A 16,885-nucleotide genomic window follows, 5' to 3' on the forward strand; every position below is an offset into this window, starting at 1 on the left:
TCCACAAGTAGCAAGCGCTGTGCGCTTCACACAATCGCCAGGTTACGCAACTTAACAACAACACAATCATGTTTGGTTAACGACCCTGTCGCCGCCCTGAGTAAGGGGGGCGGTGTTTAAAAGGATATCTGGTATGAACAAGACAATGGATTACACACACAACGACCTACTGGCCTCCATGCGTGAAGCGACGGTTGAGATGTTACAGTCCCGGGCGCACGCCTTTTCTCTGCCCCAGCCGTTCTATAACGATGCCCGCTTGTTTGCGCTGGATATGCAGGAAATCTTTGAGAAGGAGTGGCTATTCGCGGGTATGGCCTGCGAGATTCCGGCCAAAGGCAATTTCATGACGCTGGAGATCGGCGACAACCCGATCGTGATCGTGCGCGGTGGCGAAGGCCAGATTCATGCTTTTTATAATGTATGCCGTCACCGTGGCTCACGGCTTTGTACCAAGGAAAAAGGTAAAGTCGCCAAGCTGGTATGTCCTTACCACCAGTGGACTTACGAACTTGACGGCCGCCTGCTGTTCGCCGGAAGCGACATGGGCACTGACTTCGACCTTAATCAGTTCGGCCTGAAGCCGGTTAGCGTGCGCACCGCCGGTGGCTTTATGTTTATCAACCTGAGCGATAACCCGCCCGCCATCGACGATTTCCTGGTGACGCTTGAGCATTACCTTGAGCCTTACCAGATGGATAACGTCAAGGTTGCCGTAGAGTCGAGCATTGTCGAGCAGTGCAACTGGAAGCTGGTTATTGAGAACAACCGTGAGTGCTACCACTGCAATGGCTCGCACCCAGAGCTTTTGAACTCGCTGATTGAGTTTGATGATACCGAAGACCCGCGGGCGACGGATAAGTACAAAGATCTGGTGACCCGCAAGCAGGCCGACTGGAACGGCGAGCAGGTGCCCTGGCAGCTCAAGCGCTTTGGCAAGCGCAACCGCCTGACCCGCACGCCGCTACTCGATGGCGTGGTCTCCATGACCATGGACGGCAAGCCGGCCTGCAACAAGCTGATGGGTCGCCTGACCAGCCCGGACATGGGTTCGCTGCGCATTCTGCACTTGCCCAACTCCTGGAACCACTTCATGGGCGATCACGCGGTTGTGTTCCGCGTACTGCCGCTTGGCCCGCAGCAGACCGTGGTGACTACCAAATGGCTGGTGCATAAGGATGCGGTGGAAGGCGTGGATTACGACCCGGAAAACATGCGTCGCGTGTGGGATGCCACCAATGATCAGGATCGCCAGCTAGCCGAAGAGAATCAGCGCGGCATCAACTCAAAGGCTTACCAGCCCGGCCCCTATTCACAAACCTACGAGTTTGGGGTCATCGACTTTATTGACTGGTACTCCGAGCGCATGCTCAGCAATCTGGGAAGCGATAGCATCGAGCTGCAGCTGGCCCAGGGCTAAAACGCATTAAGAGCTGGCCCGCCTTGGCGGGCCAGCTCTTAGCTGCTACTTGGCAACCACCCTCTAGTCGTCATCCTCTAGTCATTACTTAATGACCATCACTCAACGGGCAGGAAATGCTCGATGGCATGGCGTACCGACGGCAGCATGATGGCTTGCTGTTCCATAAGCTCATGCACCAATGCCGGGAGTTCAGGAATCGCTTTTTGCTGATGCGCCTGTGCCGCGATACGTGCACACGTCTCGGGGTCGGCATCCGCTGGAATATCGATACCCAGCGCGGTTAATCGCGCTCGAAAATCATCACCATCAATCAGGTCGACAATCATCATGACGGCATCCTCTCATATGTTGGCCGTTTAGCCTGTCAGTGTACCCATAACCTGCTGCCAATAGCGTGAGCGACGCGGCAATAGCTATGTCAGTGTCGGTTTTAAACAACTGCACGTGGGCGTATCGCCTAAGAATTCAAATGGCCGTATTCGGCGTATTGCTCGTCTCGAAAAATAACAACGAGGATAACCTATGGACCATGATGATCCCGTCCTGACTCCCGGTCAGGATAACAAGCAGGTCATGGGGCTGGATTTTCATAACCCCGTCTTTCCACTTTCCGCTCTCGCCATTCTGCTGTTCATTCTGTACGCGCTGGTCTATCCAGATGCCGCTAATACCCAGCTGGGGGTTGCCAAGAACTGGTCGATCGAGAACTTCGACTGGCTGTTCATGATTGCGGGCAATATTTTTGTGGTGTTCTGTCTTTTGTTGATCTGTTTGCCACTCGGACGGATACGTTTGGGCGGCGTTGACGCGAAGCCGGAATACTCGCGCACCTCCTGGTTCGCCATGCTGTTTGCGGCGGGCATGGGTATCGGCCTGATGTTCTGGAGCGTTGCGGAGCCGGTGGCCTATTACACCGACTGGTACGGCACGCCCCTGAATACTCCTGCAAATACACCAGAAGGCGCCAGCGCCGCGATGGGCGCTACCATGTTCCATTGGGGCCTGCACCCGTGGGCGATTTATGGCGTAGTGGCACTTTCGCTGGCCTTCTTTTCCTATAACAAAGGGCTGCCGCTGACGCTGCGTTCCGCCTTTTATCCGATTCTGGGCGAGCGTACCCGCGGATGGGCAGGCCATATCATCGATATTCTTGCCGTACTCGCGACTATTTTTGGCCTGGCGACCTCGTTGGGTTTTGGCGCGACCCAGGCGTCCAGCGGACTTGCCTACCTGTTCGATATTCCCAACACCATCGGTACGCAGCTGGCGATTATCTTAGTGGTCACGGTGATTGCGCTGATCTCGGTATGGCGGGGGCTTGACGGCGGCGTCAAACTGTTCTCAAACATCAATATGGTGATCGCCGCGATCCTGCTGCTGTTTGTGATTATCGCCGGGCCGACCCTCATGATTCTGACCGGTATTGGCACCACCGCGGTGGACTATGTAAGCCATATCCTGCCACTTTCGAACTGGATTGGCCGCGACGATGACGTCTGGTATCACGGCTGGACCATCTTCTACTGGGCATGGTGGATCTCCTGGTCTCCTTTTGTGGGCATGTTTATCGCTCGCGTCTCGCGGGGGCGTACGGTACGCGAATTCCTGATTGCGGTGCTGCTGGTGCCGACGCTGGTCACGCTGGTATGGATGAGCGCGTTTGGCGGCACGGCGCTGTTCCAGGCTGAAAACGGCGTGGGTGAGCTTGCAAACGGCATTAGCGACGTTTCCCTTGCCATGTTCCATATGCTTGAACAACTGCCGTTGACCGGTATTACTTCAACGCTTGCGATTGTTTTGGTGCTGGTGTTCTTTATTACCTCTTCGGACTCCGGTTCGCTGGTGATCGACAGCATCACCGCCGGCGGCAAAACCGATGCGCCCAAGGGCCAGCGTGTGTTCTGGGCGGCACTTGAAGGTGTGATTGCTGGAGTGCTGCTGTATGGCGGGGGAAGCACCGCGCTTAGCGCGCTTCAGGCGGGCGCAGTGGCCACCGGGCTACCCTTTACGCTGGTTCTCTTGTTAATGTGTTTCAGCCTTTACGTAGGGCTTCACAAAGAGTGGCGCCAGCTCAACGCGATACCCAAGGCTGTTAGATAAATAAAGTGCCTGCTGCATTCGGGGCGCCCATTTAAGGGCGCCCCGTTTGGTTAACCTGCCGGGCGTCGTAAATGCTGCATTGAGCGCCGCTGGTAACAATGAGCGTGCTGGCGAAGCGTTGCACCATGACTAACACAATATTAACAACTCCACGGCTATTCTTATGATCTACACCATCGCAATACTGCTCAGCCTGGTTGGCTACTTTGTTATCGGGCATCTGGCCGGGCGCCGCGTCAAGGGCCTGGACGACTATCTGGTGGCCGGCCGCAATGCGCCCACCTTCTTTATTCTGGGGACGCTGGTGGCGAGTTACCTGAGCACCAGCGCCTTTCTGGGTGAAACGGGCTTTGCCTATCAGGGCTATCCGTTTGTCATGCTCATCTTTGCCGCAATCAGTACCTCGGGGTGCTTGTTAGGCGCACTGGTGTTTGGCCGTTATCTGCGCCGCAGCGGAGCGCGCACCGTGCCGGAATTCTTTGGCAAGCGCTTCGCCTCGCGCCGCGTTCAGGTGATCGCCGGGTTGACCACCATCATCGGCTTGGGCGCGTATCTTCTGGGTGTAATGCAGGGCGCGGGCATCATGTTCTCCGAACTGACCGGTATGCCGTACTGGGTGGGTCTGGTACTGGTGTGGGCGACCTACACCGGCTTTATTCTCTATTCGGGCTCGCCCGGAGTCATGCTCACCGACACGATCATGTTCGTGATCTTCTCGCTGGCAGCGCTGGGTGGCTCAATCTATGTGATCCAGGATCTGGGCGGGTGGAGCGGGGTGGTCGAAGGGCTTCTGACCCAGACCGACAAGCCCGGCATCGCGCTGTGGCACGGTGTGCTGGAAGGCCCGAACGCGAGCTTCTCCTCGCCGGGTGAGGCGCTGACCTGGGGGCTGACGCTGGGGCTTGTATGGGCGGCGGTGCTGGCGGCCAGCCCCTGGCAGTCCAGCCGTTATCTGATGGCGCGCAACGAGCACGTGGTGATGCGCTCGGCTATGTTGACGGCGGTGGCATTGGCCATTTTCTACGCGTTGATGATGATGACCGGCGCGGCGATCAACCTGTATGACCCTCAGCTTGATCCTGAACGCTCCATGATCTGGGTGGCACTCAACATACTGCCGACCTGGCTTGGCGTGGTCATTTTGACCGGCGTGTTCGCCGCGGGGCTGTCGTCCTGCTCGACGTTCCTGTCGATTATCGGCTTTAGCCTTTCCAACGATATCTTGCCCGCTTCGCTGGATGAGAAATCGGCAATGCGCAAGAGCCGTATCGCAGTGCTGGCGGCGGGCTTGATTGCGCTGCTGCTGGCGCTATTCCAGCCGCCGGCGGTGATGTCGGTGGTGTGGTTTGCCGCTACGCTGTTTGCTTCCTCCTGGGGGCCGGTGGCGCTGATGAGTATCTGGAGCAAGCGGATCACCGCTGCGGGTGCCAGTTGGGGCTTGGCGGTAGGATTCGTTGGCAATGTGGCTCTATCGATGATGATTCAGGCCGAATGGCTTAGCCTACCGGTGTATCTGCACCCGGTGCTGCTGAGCACGCTGATGGCGCTTGTGGCGATTGTGCTGGCCTCTCGTGTAACCCGCGTTACCCAGGCCGAAAAAGCCTACCAGGCGTTTCTGCATGAGTTTGATGCCGAGGCCGTCAGCGGCTGGATGACGGGTACCCGTTTGATTGCGCTCTGCACCATGTTGTCTGGTGTGGCCATCGGAATATTCCTGTGGCAGCAGTATGCGGTGACGCTGGCCGGGTTTGCCGCGCAGTTTAATGTGGATGCCAGTGCCGTGCAGGGCGGCTACGCCTTGGCGATTGGCTGTGGCAGCATGTTATTGATGGCTGGGGCGGTGGGCTTCTGGGTGGTTCGCCCTCGCCAGCAGAAGGCATTAGCCGCGCGCATGACCAGCTAGTCGGGGAAGCCATTCATCGGCTGTCAGACTTAACCGCTCGCCCATTGGGCGGGCGGTTATCTTTTTTGCCAACCGGGAGACAATGTAATGCAGCTAAGTCCTAACCAACGCGGTCCTTACCAACGCGGTCTGCTTATGGTGATACTGGGCGTGGTGTTTCTCAGCTTTGATGGCCTGCTGATCCGCCTGGCGGATACCGATGGATGGACCATCGTGTTCTGGCGCGGCTTTCTGATGTTCAGCGTGCTGGGGCTGTTGTGCCTGGTAGGCAATCGGCTGGTCAGGCTACGCGCCAATCCATTCTCCTCGCTGGTCTCGGCAATACTGCTGGGGCTCATTTCAGCGCTTTTCGTGCTCGCGGTGATGAACGCCAACGTGGCTAACGTGGTGGTGATTCTTAGCACCGCGCCTCTTTTCGCCGCGCTGTTTTCGCGGATTTTTCTCAAAGAGCGTGTTGCCTTACGCACGCTGGTGGCGATTGTCATCTGCATGCTGGGCATGAGCCTGGTCTTTATGGGCGAGGGCGCCACAGGGATGCTGGTGGGCAACTTGTATGCTCTGGCCGCGGCGCTGGCAATCGGGGGCAATTTAACGGTGCTGCGCCGCTATCCCGATATTGACCGTATCGTGGTGATTGCCGGCGGGGGCTTGCTTTCGGCGGCCATCGCGCTGCCTTTGGCCGCGCCGTTTTCGTTGGATGCTCCGCGCTACGGCGTACTCGCCGTGATGGGGCTTATCCAGATGCCGCTGGCTACCGTGCTGATCAACAGCGCCACGCGCTATCTACCGTCGACCGAAGTGGCACTTTTCTACCTGGTGGAAACGGCGTTGGGCACGCTGTGGGTGTGGTGGTGGCTGGGCGAGGAGCCTACGGCCTCGACGCTGGCGGGTGGGGCAGTGGTGATTACTGTGCTGGTGGCGCATGCGGGGATTGGCCTGCACCGGGAAAGGCAGCGTTTGCGGCTGTATCCGGGGTTTGTTGGGAAGTAGCATTAAAGCCAACAAGCAATGCCATAAAGCCTGTTCGAAATAGCGGTTGTGCGCTCAAAAGTATACGCCGCTGGAGGGCGCGGGTAACCCGTAGCGGGGGTCTTTCGCCAGGGATGGCGAAAGTAGCCTACAGGGAGGTATTCATGGCGCCCCCGCGTAGGGTTGCCCGCGCCCGGCGCCGGCCCCGCGCTGCCTGGTGACGCACGTCGGCCCACCTAAAAGATGAGCCGACGTGGTTTCAAGGCAATCCGATGAGGGGGCTAACGCAACACTCCTTCCTCCTTGAGCAGTTTGAAGATCGCCTCGGCGCCCTGTTCCGGTGTGACGTCAGTCAGCGTTTGCCCGCCGCCGCCATCGGCCTTGGCCGCCGCGGCTTTGAAGCGGTCGCGCGCCGAGGAGGCCTTGACGATCTTGAGCCGCTTGGGACGTTTGCGCGCTGGCTGAATGTGCCATGCTCCCAGCGCTTCGTCGATCGCGCTGGGTTCTAGGTGAATAGCTAGCTCGCCACGTTTGGCCGGGCCGAAGGCGCTCTGACGCGCGGGGGGCGCGCTGCTGTCCACGGTGGCAATGGCGGGTAGGCGAATGCGCAGACGCCGACGCTTGCCGCGGGGTAGGGCCTGAAGCACCACCGCCGTGCCCTGCTCGATTTTCTCGACTGCGGCCAGGCCGGTAATGATCGGCCAGCCCAGCGCCTCTGCCAGCAGGTAAGGCGTTATGCCCGAGGCCTCGCCGGTTTCAGCGCGGGTACCGGTCAGCACCAGTTGCGCAGCGCTTGCGCGCAGCGCTTTGGCCAGCGCAGGTATTACATCGGCCTGGGGTTTTTGTTCGATCAAATTGACAGAGTCGATACCCATGCCGAGATAGCCGCGGATGGCCTCTTCGTTTTCACTATCTTGCTGGCCTGCATGCAGCAGGCTGACCGAAGCGCTTTGCAGGGTCAGGGCCATTTCCACCGCCCGGGCGTCCTGGTCGGCGCGGCGCGTGCGTGCGGTCAGCGGATGGCGGCCGATGGAAACCAGTACGGCCACGTTCAGTCCGCCAGGCGTTGTTGCCTTGGCACTTGTGTTACTGACATCATGCGGCATCACGGTTCTCCTGCTGTTCAGCGCGATACTGCTCGACGCGTTTCACTAGTGCGGCGAGCACGGCGCTGGCATCGCCGATCACAGCCAGATCAGCGCGCTTGACCATGTCGCAGCCTTCATCAAGGTTGACTGCTACTACTTTATCGCAGCTCTGAATACCCTGCAGGTGCTGGATGGCGCCGGAAATTCCTACCGCCACGTAAACACGTGCAGATACCCAGGTGCCGGTGGCGCCTACCTGGCGATCTCGCGGCATAAAACCGTCGTCCACCGCCACGCGTGACGCGCCCTTGGTGGCGCCGAGTACTTCGGCAGCGTGGTGATAGCTGTCCCAATCCTTGACGCCGTTACCGGCGGACAGAATGAATTCAGCTTCAGCGAGCGACACGCTGGCCGGGTCAACCGCCACTTCGCCCATATCCTCGATACGTCCGAGTACATCGGGAAGGCCGTGCGAAAGATTGATCGGCTCAGCCGCGTGCCGGGTTTCGCTGATCGGGTCGGCGCACTCGGCCAGGGCCAGCACGATACGCGGCAGGCTGCGGGTAATATCGTTTCTACCCGCTGCGCCACGTGCAGTACACCGCCAGCCGGTGGCACTTTCAGCATCTGCCTCGACCTGCCAGACCTGAGCGGCCGGGCGCTCGCCAAGCCGTGCAGCGAGGCGTCGGCCTAGCTCGCCGCCGACGCTTGAGTCGGGCAGCAGCCAGTAGCGGGGCGCCATTTCACGATCCACGCCCTGCAGGGTGGCGACGCTAAGCTCCGGCAGATAGCCCGAGAAGCGCTCGCCTTCCAGATGGATTAGCCGGTCAATACCTGCCTCGCCAAAGGCGGTTTCTTTATGTTCGCCAAAGACAATCGCCACCACGGCGCCGGGCTGGGCCGGGTCAGCGTCGGCCAGCTGGCGAGCAAGTCCAAGTAAATCGCGGTCATGGGAGGAGAGACGCCCGCCGGCCATATCGGGCACCACCGCGACCATAAACGCTGGCGCATCGATCGCCACGTGGCGTCGTGCATCCTTGGCTTCAACGCTGCGGCCCGGAGCCTGGGCTGCCTGCTGGGCACCGCTACGATCAATACGCCGAATGCCGTTGGGGCCTATAAAACCGACCGCGTGGGGGTTGCGTCGCATCACTCCGTTGGGGCCCATCCATTCACTGGCCACTGCGCCGCCACCCAGCTCGGCCAGCACCTCAAGGTGCTGCGGGTGCAGACGGTTACGGGCGATCCACGCTTTGCGAGGGTCGCGACGAACAAGCTCGCTCATGGCGTTGCCTCCAGGACGGTGCGCGGTGCTGCTGGCGCGGGCTTACTTTGGGTCGCCTTGTCGTCAGGCGTTTTGATGATCAACGCATCGGCGACCAGCTCGGCGATATCCTTGATGTCAGCGCGGGGCTCAACAACGCCTTCAAGCATGGCAGTGCACTGCGGGCAGCCCACCGCAACCAGGTCAGCACCTGTTTCGCGAACATCTTCCATACGCATATCGGGGATACGCTGTTTGCCGGGGATATCAGTGATCGGTGCGCCGCCACCGCCGCCGCAGCAGCGCGAGCGGTAGCCGGAGCGGGCCATCTCTTTCACTTCAATGCCTAGCGCACGGAGTACGTCCCTCGGTGCCTCGTACTCGCCGTTGTAGCGGCCGAGATAACACGGGTCATGGTAGGTTACGCTGCCGCCTTTCCAGGCCTTGAAGGTGAGCTTGCCCGCAACCACCAGCTCGTTGATATAGGTGCTGTGGTGCTGCACATGATAATTAGCGGGTGTCTCCGGCGTTCCCAGATCCCCATACTCGTTTTTCAGCACGTGGAAGCTGTGCGGGTCGCAGGTGACGATGCGCGAAAAGCGATACTGGGCAAGCGTTTTGATGTTGCGCTTGGCCAGGCTCTGGAAGGTGGCTTCATCGCCCAGGCGCCTTGCCACGTCGCCGCTGTCGCGCTCCTCTGTGCCTAGCACGGCAAAGTCGACGTTCGCAGCACGCAGCACGCTGATAAAGGCGCGTAGGGTGCGCTGGTTGCGCATATCAAACACGCCGTCGCCCAGCCACAGCAATACTTCAGCTTCGCGCTTGTCGGCCATCAGCGGCAGGTTCAAATCCGCGGCCCAATGCAGGCGCGAGTCAGGATCAAAGCCGCCCGGGTTATCCGTGGCAATCAGGTTATCCAGTACTTCGGCGCCCTTGTTGGGCGTGTTGCCGTGCTCCAGGGTCAGAAAGCGGCGCATGTCGACGATGGCATCAACATGCTCGATCATCATCGGACACTCTTCCACGCAGGCGCGGCAGGTGGTGCACGACCACAGCGTTTCGGCATCTACCAGCGCGCCGCCCGCACGGTTCACAATCGGCCCGTGAGGCGTACCAGCATGCTCACCCACCGGCTTGCCGGGATAGGGGGAGCCTGCATAGTGGGCGTCGGTGCCGCCAGCCATGCCGACCACCATATCCTGAATCAGCTTCTTGGGGTTAAGCGGCTGGCCGGCGGCAAAGGCCGGACAAACGGCTTCACAGCGCCCGCACTGGACGCAGGCATCAAAACCCAGCAGCTGATTCCAGGTGAAGTCGGCCGGCACTTCGACGCCCAACTTTGTCCGGTCGTCATCAAGCGCCAGCGGTTTGAGGCCGGTTGAGCGATGTTCCCCGCCGGCGCGGTTGGAAAAACGCTCCGGGCGACGATGGAAGGCCAGATGCAGGGCGCCAGCAAAGGCGTGCTTCATGGGCCCGCCCCAGGTCATGCCGAAGAACATCTCGCCCAGGCCCCAGACGATGACCGCCGCCAGCACTAAGGCAGCGATCCAGCCTAAGCCTTCCTGGAAAACGCCTTCCGGCAGAATACCCGCGGTGGGCAGGGTGACTATGAACATACCGATCGAGAACGCCATCAGGCTCTTGGGCAGGCGCATCCACGGGCCCTTGGAGAGCCGTGAGGGCGGCGGGCTGCGCCGCTTGGCGACCAGCAGGCTGCCGATGAACATGCTGGTGGTAGCGGCCAGCAGCACCCAGGCAAGAATGGCGCTGTCCAGGCCAAAGCCGTGGACCACGATAGCCAGTAATGCGGCCAGCACAAAGCCGCCGGCAGTGGCCACGTGGGTGTGTGAAATGTACTTGTCCCGCTCGACGACGTGGTGCAGGTCGACCAGATAGCGCCGGGGAACCTGCATCAACCCTTTGATTACGGGAACGGAAGAGGGGCGCCCCTGACGCCACAGGCGCACCCGGCGCACGGCCCCGATGGCGGCCAGAGCGAGCGCAGAAAACAGCAATATCGGCAGAAGGGTATCGAGCATGGCGTCTCTCCTCTCAGAGACACCGTAAGTACAAAACGTCATGAGCCTGACGGCCCATGACGTTCAGCTTACAGCGTTATTGTCAGAAGTCCTTGCAAAGCCGCAGCGCGTCATAGATGGCGGCGTGCGTATTGCGTGGTGCGGTGCAGTCGCCCAGGCGGAACAGGGCAAACCCCTCACCGCCGTCCGTCAGGCAGGGCTGAGGCTTGATCGCATAGAGCGCTTCGATATCCATCTGGCCCTTGTTACGTGACTGCTCCTTGAGGCTGTAGTAGAGCGCTTCGTCCGGACGCACGCCGTTTTCGACCACCACCTGATCCACCACCCGCTCTTCGAGCGCACCGGTGTACTCGTTCTCAAGCACTGCGACCAGTGAGTCGCCCTCGCGGTAGACCTTATGCAGCGCGAGATCCGAGGTCATGATCACTTCTTTCTCGTACAGGCTGCGGTAGTAGGTCGGGAAGGTGGTGCCGCCCACCGCCGCGCCTGGCTTGATATCGTCGGTAACGATCTCGACTTTTGATCCCTTGTCGGCCAGGTAGTCCGCCGCCGAGACGCCGGAAAACTCGCAGATGGTGTCGAAGATCAGCACGTTCTTGCCCGGTGCCACGGTGCCGTTGAGAATGTCCCAGGTGCTGACCACCAGGCTCTTGTCGGTATCCGCGTCGTAGCCCCACTCCGGTACCTGGGTGAGAAACGGCTGGCCGCCGGTGGCTAGAATCACCACATCCGGGCGCAGGTCCTGGATAGTTGCCTCATCGGCCTTGGTACCCAGGCGCTGATCCACTTCCAGACGGTTGAGCTCCAGCTGATACCAGCGCGTGATGCCTGCAATCTGATCACGCTGGGGTGCTTTCGAGGCAATAGTTATCTGGCCGCCGATCTGGTCATTGGCTTCAAACAGCGTGACATCGTGGCCGCGCTCGGCGCACACGCGGGCGGCTTCCATGCCCGCTGGGCCACCGCCCACAACCACCACCTTGCGTTTGGGACCTTCGCTCTTCTCGATGATGTGCGGCAGGCCCATGTACTCGCGTGAGGTTGCGGCGTTCTGGATGCACAGCACGTCGAGGCCCTGGTACTGGCGATCGATGCAGTAGTTGGCGCCCACGCACTGCTTGATCTGATCGATCTGACCCATCTTTATCTTGGCGATCAGATGTGGGTCGGCAATTTGAGCGCGGGTCATCCCCACCAGATCCACATAGCCACCTTCCAGAATCCGTTGGGCCTGGTTGGGGTCTTTGATGTTCTGGGCATGGATGACCGGAACATTGACCACTTCCTTGATGCCAGCGGCCAGGTGCAGGAAGGGCTCTGGCGGAAACGACATGTTAGGAATGACGTTGGCGAGCGTATTGTGGGTATCGCAGCCTGAGCCTACCACGCCGAAGTAATCGACCATGCCGGTAGCATCGTAATACGCGGCGATCTTTTTCATGTCCTCGTGGGTCAGGCCATCCGGATGGAACTCATCACCGGTGATGCGCATGCCCACCACAAAGTCGTCACCGACTTCGGCGCGCACGGCCTTGAGCACTTCCATGCCAAAGCGCATGCGGTTTTCAAAGCTGCCGCCCCATTCGTCGGTACGCTTGTTGACCCGCGGACTCCAGAACTGGTCGATCAAATGCTGGTGCACGGCGGAAAGCTCTACGCCATCCAGGCCACCTTCCTTCGCCCGGCGTGCGGCCTGGGTGAAGTCGTAGATGATGCGATGAATCTCTTCGACCTCAATGGTCTTGCAGGTCGAACGGTGAACCGGCTCGCGGATACCCGACGGTGACACCAGCGTTGACCAATCGTAGCCATCCCAACGTGAGCGACGGCCCATGTGGGTAATCTGGATCATGATCTTGCCGCCGTGCTTGTGCACGGCATCCGCCAGATTCTGAAAGTGCGGGATGATGCGGTCGGTGGAGAGGTTGACCGAACTCCACCAGCCCTGGGGGCTGTCGATAGAGACAACCGACGAGCCGCCGCAGATGCACAGGCCACAGCCACCCTTAGCCTTCTCTTCGTAATATTTGACGTAACGTTCGGTGGTCATGCCGCCGTCGGTGGCGTGCACCTCGGCGTGCGCTGTGCTGACCACGCGGTTACGGATAGTCTGGCTGCCGATCTGGATCGGCTTGAAAAGTGCTTCGAATGCCATGACGACGCTCCTCAGTGCTTGGGCGTGACAACAAACAGGCCGTGCTCACAGCCCTCTTCGGCGCCGCTTTGGGTCTGCTCGGCCACCGTGCGCATTTCGCTTCCCCGCGCCGCCAGAATCTGATCCATGGCCCCGGCGAACCAGCCAGTGAACATGTACTCGATCTTGCGGTTCACCTTGCCCATCTGATACACGAACGCGCTGTGCTCGAGACGGACGCGGGCGGTACCGGCATCCAGATCGATCTCTTCAGTGATGAACAGGCCCCAGCCGCGCTGGGAGAGGCGCTTCATGTAGTGCTCGAACACGTCAACACCTTCAAGCCCATGGAGCTCGGCCTCTTTCTCGCACCAGTGCCAGGCACTCTTGTAGCCGGCGTGGTAGAGAATCTCGGCGTATTTTTCGGCGCCCAACGCTTCCTCAACTGCCATATGGTTGTTGACGAAAAAGTGGCGCGGAACGTACAGCATCGGCAGGGCATCGGTCGTCCAGATACCAGTTTCGCTGTCGACTTCAATCGGGAGTTCGGGGGCAGTCGTGGTCACGGTTGTATTCCTTGCACTTATAGTTGTTCAAAACTGTTGTTCGAAACTGTTATTCAAAACAGGTGTTCAAAAAGCATCGGGTTATTGAGCTTATTCGCCCCACACGTCCTTCAGAGTGCGCACCCAGTTCTCGCCCATGATCTTTCTCACCTGAGATTCACTCATGCCGCGCTTCAAGAGCGCTTCGGTCAGGTTGGGGAATTCGCCGATGGTACGGATGCCCTCAGGGTTGATGATTTTGCCGAAACTGGTCAGGCGGCGGGCGTAGCCCTTGTCATGGGTCAGCCATTCGAAGAAGTTCTGGTCATGGCCCTGGGTGAAATCGGTGCCGATACCGATGGCGTCTTCACCGACGATGTTCATGATGTACTCGATCGCCTCGACGTAGTCGTCGATGGTTGAATCAACGCCTTTCTTAAGGAACGGGGTGAACATGGTGACGCCGACAAAGCCGCCGTGGTCGGCGATGAACTTGAGCTCTGCGTCAGACTTGTTGCGCGGGTGTTCTTTTAGCCCGGAGGGCAGGCAGTGTGAGTAGCACACCGGCTTTTTGGATTCGAGGATGACTTCTTCAGAGGTTTTGGCGCCCACGTGAGAAAGATCGCACAGCATGCCCACGCGGTTCATCTCGGCGACAATCTCGCGGCCGAAGCCTGATAGCCCGCCGTCGCGCTCGTAGCAGCCGGTACCCACCAGGTTCTGGGTGTTGTAGCACATCTGCACGATGCCTACGCCGAGCTGCTTGAAGATCTCGACGTAGCCGATCTGGTCTTCAAAGGCGTGGGCGTTCTGGAAGCCGAAAATAATGCCGGTCTTGCCTTCTTCCTTGGCCCGGATGATGTCACGCGTAGTGCGCACCGGGCGTACCAGGTCGCTGCACTCTTCCATTAGCTTGTTGGAGGCGACGATGTTATCTACCGTGGCTTTGAACCCCTCCCAGACCGAGACGGTGCAGTTGGCCGCGGTCAGGCCGCCACGGCGCATATCTTCCAGAAGCTCACGGTTCCATTTGGCAATGATCAGGCCGTCAATGACGATGGCGTCTTGGTGCAATTCAGCAGGGGTCATAACGTAGCTCCAGAATTGTTTATGTAGGGAGCATAGCGTTGAGGTGGTGTCGATCTGCGCTTGGAAACGACGACGGAAATTCCAAAAGCGTCATCGTGTGAAAAGCACCTGCTGGAAACCTGGCAAGCAGCCGGGTTAAGCGGTACAAAAGCATTAGGGTGAGTGAGGGGGCGCGCGATATAGCAAAAGGCTTAACGAAAAAGAGCCGCCTTTTGGGCAGCTCTTATAGCAACGATTAATACTGTGTCAGTAGTACCTTTTTCACTTAGTACTCTTTTCACTTAGTGCTCTGTCAGGTAACTAATGGCACGCTGGCAAAGGTTGGTTCACCCTGCGCATAGGCAAGCGCCAGTAAGGCACTTGATGCCGGTTCGCTGCTCGTCGCCGGTTCTACTCCCCAGCGTTTAAGCAAAGGGGGCGATTTTTCATATTTCTGGCGGGTATGGATGCCCAGGCGTTCATCGCGCGGCGGAATACCAAAGCATTCGCGGTAGCACTTCGAGAAGTGCGGGGTGGAAACAAAGCCGCACACCGAGGCAATCTCGATGATGGATAGTGGCGTCTGTTTAAGTAACTGACGCGCACGCACCAAGCGTAGCTTCAAATAGTACCTGGAGGGCGAACAGTGCAGATAGCGCTGAAACAGGCGCTCCAGCTGGCGACGGGAAACGTCGACGTAACTTGCCAGCTCGTCGAGCTCAAGCGGCTCTTCAAGATTGGATTCCATCAGCGCGACGATTTCCAGCAGCTTGGGCTGGGTGGTGCCCAGCACGTGCTTTAACGGCACGCGCTGCTGATCCTGCTCGTTACGCATACGCTCGTAGATGAACATCTCGGAAATGCCTGCCGAAAGCTCTTTGCCATGATCGTGAGCGATCAGGTTGAGCATCATATCCAGCGGCGCCGTGCCGCCTGAGGCGGTAAACCGATCGCGGTCGATAGAAAAAAGCCGCGTGGTCAGCACAATCTTCGGAAACGCTTCCTGGATAGACGCCAAACACTCCCAGTGAATGCTGGTTTCGTAATGATCCAGCAGACCCGCTTGTCCCAGCGCCCAGCTACCCGTACAGATAGCGCCCAAGCGTCGGAGCTGGCGCGACTGCGCCTGTAGCCAATGCAGGTGATCACGGCTGACACTATGCTGAGGGGCAACGCCGCCACATACCACGACCCAGTCAAGTGTGAGTGGTGCGTGCATTGAGGCGTCAGGCGTTACATGCAGGCCGTCGCTTGCACGAACCGGTGAGCCATCCTGAGTCAGTGTGTACCAGCGGTAAAGCTCGCGCCCCGCCAACTGGTTGGCCATGCGTAGGGGCTCAATCGCTGACGCCAGAGAGATGAGAGTGAAGTTGTCCAACAGCAGAAAACCGAGGGTTTGCGGTACGTTCGGGTGACCTACTGTGGTTGGTTTTTTTACTTGATCGATTGTCATGGTCTTTACCTCTATCACCTAAACGTCATTGGTTTTCTTTTTATTATCTTTCTATGTCGTTGGCGTTTTGTTCTGAGTCCCTGCGCTAGATACTTACTGCCTATCTGCATATTGGCACGAATGACACTTATACTGACAAAGCAATCTGAAAAGCAATCCAATAGTTGTCGCAAATAGAACACTAAGGGTCGTCGCTGAAGCGATTAAAGGCGATGTAGGGCGGGCATCAGTGATTAATGAAACGTTTGTTTCAATGTTAAACATCGTTTTAATAAGTCATTGAACCTAAAGGTTTTAAATTTAAAAAACGCTATAAGCTAATAAGCTAAATAACGTAAGGAGGCATCAATGGCCAAGTTTTTCAAAGAGTTCCGCGAGTTTGCCGTGAAAGGCAACGTAGTGGATATGGCGGTGGGGATTATTATAGGCGGCGCTTTTACGCTGATCGTACAAAGTCTCGTCAAGGATGTAATGAACCCGATTATCGGCCTGTTAGTGGGCGGTATTGATTTCTCCAATCTGTTTGTCGTGTTGCGAGAAGGGGCCACGTCAGGACCTTATCCTACGCTTGCCGCGGCGCAGGCAAACGGCGCGGTGACGCTGAATCTTGGCCTTTTTATCAATGCGGTCGTCAGCTTTACGATTGTTGCCTTTGTGGTCTTCATGCTGGTCAGAACGATCAACCGCTTAAAGCGTGAAGAGGTGGAAGCCCCCAAAAGCCCGGTCGAAAAACCCTGCCCGTACTGCTTTATGGCCGTGCCTATCAAGGCTACTCGCTGCGGGCACTGTACGTCTGAGTTGCCTGTGCCCACGGAGGCTGAACAGCAATCTCTCAAGGCGGCATCATCGCCATCCTCGTAACTGTTATTCATAACCCGTACTGTGATTCATAAAAAAAG

At 58.6% G+C, this 16,885-nt stretch carries 13 protein-coding genes; 5 read left to right on the plus strand and 8 right to left on the minus strand.

Annotated elements, in window-relative coordinates:
- The first annotated feature begins 133 nt into the window (after positions 1-133).
- Positions 134-1,420, plus strand: coding sequence for a glycine betaine monooxygenase oxygenase subunit (gene gbca, locus D467_RS0115920; protein WP_018918533.1), 1,287 nt, complete (start codon positions 134-136; stop codon positions 1,418-1,420).
- Positions 1,421-1,518: 98 nt separating this feature from the next.
- Here gbca and D467_RS0115925 read toward each other — a convergent pair whose 3' ends face one another.
- The gene (locus D467_RS0115925; RefSeq protein ID WP_018918534.1) at positions 1,519-1,752 is read right to left on the minus strand and encodes a hypothetical protein; all 234 of its coding nucleotides are present in this window, start codon (positions 1,750-1,752) and stop codon (positions 1,519-1,521) included.
- Between the two features lie 193 nt (positions 1,753-1,945).
- Between D467_RS0115925 and D467_RS0115930 the strand changes: the two genes are divergently transcribed.
- The 3 genes from D467_RS0115930 (at position 1,946) to D467_RS0115940 (ending at position 6,416) form a co-directional block, all read left to right on the plus strand.
- Entirely contained in the window at positions 1,946-3,523 is a 1,578-nt protein-coding gene (locus D467_RS0115930) for a BCCT family transporter (protein ID WP_018918535.1), read from the plus strand.
- A 163-nt stretch (positions 3,524-3,686) separates the two neighbouring features.
- A complete protein-coding gene (locus D467_RS19340) occupies positions 3,687-5,426 on the plus strand; it encodes a sodium:solute symporter family protein (RefSeq protein ID WP_018918536.1) in 1,740 nt (579 codons plus the stop codon).
- An 87-nt stretch (positions 5,427-5,513) separates the two neighbouring features.
- Positions 5,514-6,416, plus strand: coding sequence for a DMT family transporter (locus D467_RS0115940; RefSeq protein WP_018918537.1), 903 nt, complete (start codon positions 5,514-5,516; stop codon positions 6,414-6,416).
- Between the two features lie 260 nt (positions 6,417-6,676).
- Here D467_RS0115940 and etfB read toward each other — a convergent pair whose 3' ends face one another.
- From etfB to gbdR, 7 genes are all read right to left on the minus strand, one after another.
- On the minus strand, positions 6,677-7,501 hold the full coding sequence (gene etfB, locus D467_RS0115945; RefSeq protein ID WP_018918538.1) for an electron transfer flavoprotein subunit beta: 825 nt from the start codon (positions 7,499-7,501) through the stop codon (positions 6,677-6,679).
- The gene (gene etfA, locus D467_RS0115950) at positions 7,491-8,768 is read right to left on the minus strand and encodes an electron transfer flavoprotein subunit alpha (RefSeq protein WP_018918539.1); all 1,278 of its coding nucleotides are present in this window, start codon (positions 8,766-8,768) and stop codon (positions 7,491-7,493) included. The genes etfB and etfA overlap by 11 nt, the downstream gene beginning before the upstream one ends.
- Positions 8,765-10,786 carry a (Fe-S)-binding protein gene (locus D467_RS0115955; RefSeq protein ID WP_018918540.1) on the minus strand — a complete coding sequence of 674 codons (2,022 nt, stop codon included), beginning with the start codon at positions 10,784-10,786 and terminating at the stop codon, positions 8,765-8,767. Before D467_RS0115955 ends, etfA begins: the two co-directional genes overlap by 4 nt.
- Before the next feature lie 82 nt (positions 10,787-10,868).
- The gene (gene dgcA, locus D467_RS0115960) at positions 10,869-12,941 is read right to left on the minus strand and encodes a dimethylglycine demethylation protein DgcA (protein WP_018918541.1); all 2,073 of its coding nucleotides are present in this window, start codon (positions 12,939-12,941) and stop codon (positions 10,869-10,871) included.
- A gap of 11 nt (positions 12,942-12,952) precedes the next feature.
- The gene (locus tag D467_RS0115965) at positions 12,953-13,486 is read right to left on the minus strand and encodes a 4-vinyl reductase (protein WP_018918542.1); all 534 of its coding nucleotides are present in this window, start codon (positions 13,484-13,486) and stop codon (positions 12,953-12,955) included.
- 90 nt (positions 13,487-13,576) lie between these two features.
- Positions 13,577-14,554 carry a dipeptidase gene (locus tag D467_RS0115970; protein WP_018918543.1) on the minus strand — a complete coding sequence of 326 codons (978 nt, stop codon included), beginning with the start codon at positions 14,552-14,554 and terminating at the stop codon, positions 13,577-13,579.
- A gap of 292 nt (positions 14,555-14,846) precedes the next feature.
- A complete protein-coding gene (gene gbdR / locus D467_RS0115975; RefSeq protein WP_018918544.1) occupies positions 14,847-15,986 on the minus strand; it encodes a choline metabolism transcriptional regulator GbdR in 1,140 nt (379 codons plus the stop codon).
- A 348-nt stretch (positions 15,987-16,334) separates the two neighbouring features.
- On the opposite strand from gbdR, the gene mscL reads away from it, so the two are divergent.
- A complete protein-coding gene (gene mscL, locus D467_RS0115980; protein WP_018918545.1) occupies positions 16,335-16,847 on the plus strand; it encodes a large-conductance mechanosensitive channel protein MscL in 513 nt (170 codons plus the stop codon).
- Positions 16,848-16,885: the final 38 nt, after the last annotated feature.

Origin of the sequence: Vreelandella zhanjiangensis DSM 21076, from assembly GCF_000377665.1 — a bacterium.
Taxonomy (GTDB): Bacteria; Pseudomonadota; Gammaproteobacteria; order Pseudomonadales; family Halomonadaceae; genus Vreelandella; species Vreelandella zhanjiangensis.

Coding starts and splice junctions, on each gene's coding strand:
- gbca (WP_018918533.1), top strand. CDS start 134: ATGAACAAGACAATGGATTACACACACAACGACCTACTGGCCTCCATG.
- D467_RS0115925 (WP_018918534.1), bottom strand. CDS start 1,752: ATGATGATTGTCGACCTGATTGATGGTGATGATTTTCGAGCGCGATTA.
- D467_RS0115930 (WP_018918535.1), top strand. CDS start 1,946: ATGGACCATGATGATCCCGTCCTGACTCCCGGTCAGGATAACAAGCAG.
- D467_RS19340 (WP_018918536.1), top strand. CDS start 3,687: ATGATCTACACCATCGCAATACTGCTCAGCCTGGTTGGCTACTTTGTT.
- D467_RS0115940 (WP_018918537.1), top strand. CDS start 5,514: ATGCAGCTAAGTCCTAACCAACGCGGTCCTTACCAACGCGGTCTGCTT.
- etfB (WP_018918538.1), bottom strand. CDS start 7,501: ATGCCGCATGATGTCAGTAACACAAGTGCCAAGGCAACAACGCCTGGC.
- etfA (WP_018918539.1), bottom strand. CDS start 8,768: ATGAGCGAGCTTGTTCGTCGCGACCCTCGCAAAGCGTGGATCGCCCGT.
- D467_RS0115955 (WP_018918540.1), bottom strand. CDS start 10,786: ATGCTCGATACCCTTCTGCCGATATTGCTGTTTTCTGCGCTCGCTCTG.
- dgcA (WP_018918541.1), bottom strand. CDS start 12,941: ATGGCATTCGAAGCACTTTTCAAGCCGATCCAGATCGGCAGCCAGACT.
- D467_RS0115970 (WP_018918543.1), bottom strand. CDS start 14,554: ATGACCCCTGCTGAATTGCACCAAGACGCCATCGTCATTGACGGCCTG.
- gbdR (WP_018918544.1), bottom strand. CDS start 15,986: ATGACAATCGATCAAGTAAAAAAACCAACCACAGTAGGTCACCCGAAC.
- mscL (WP_018918545.1), top strand. CDS start 16,335: ATGGCCAAGTTTTTCAAAGAGTTCCGCGAGTTTGCCGTGAAAGGCAAC.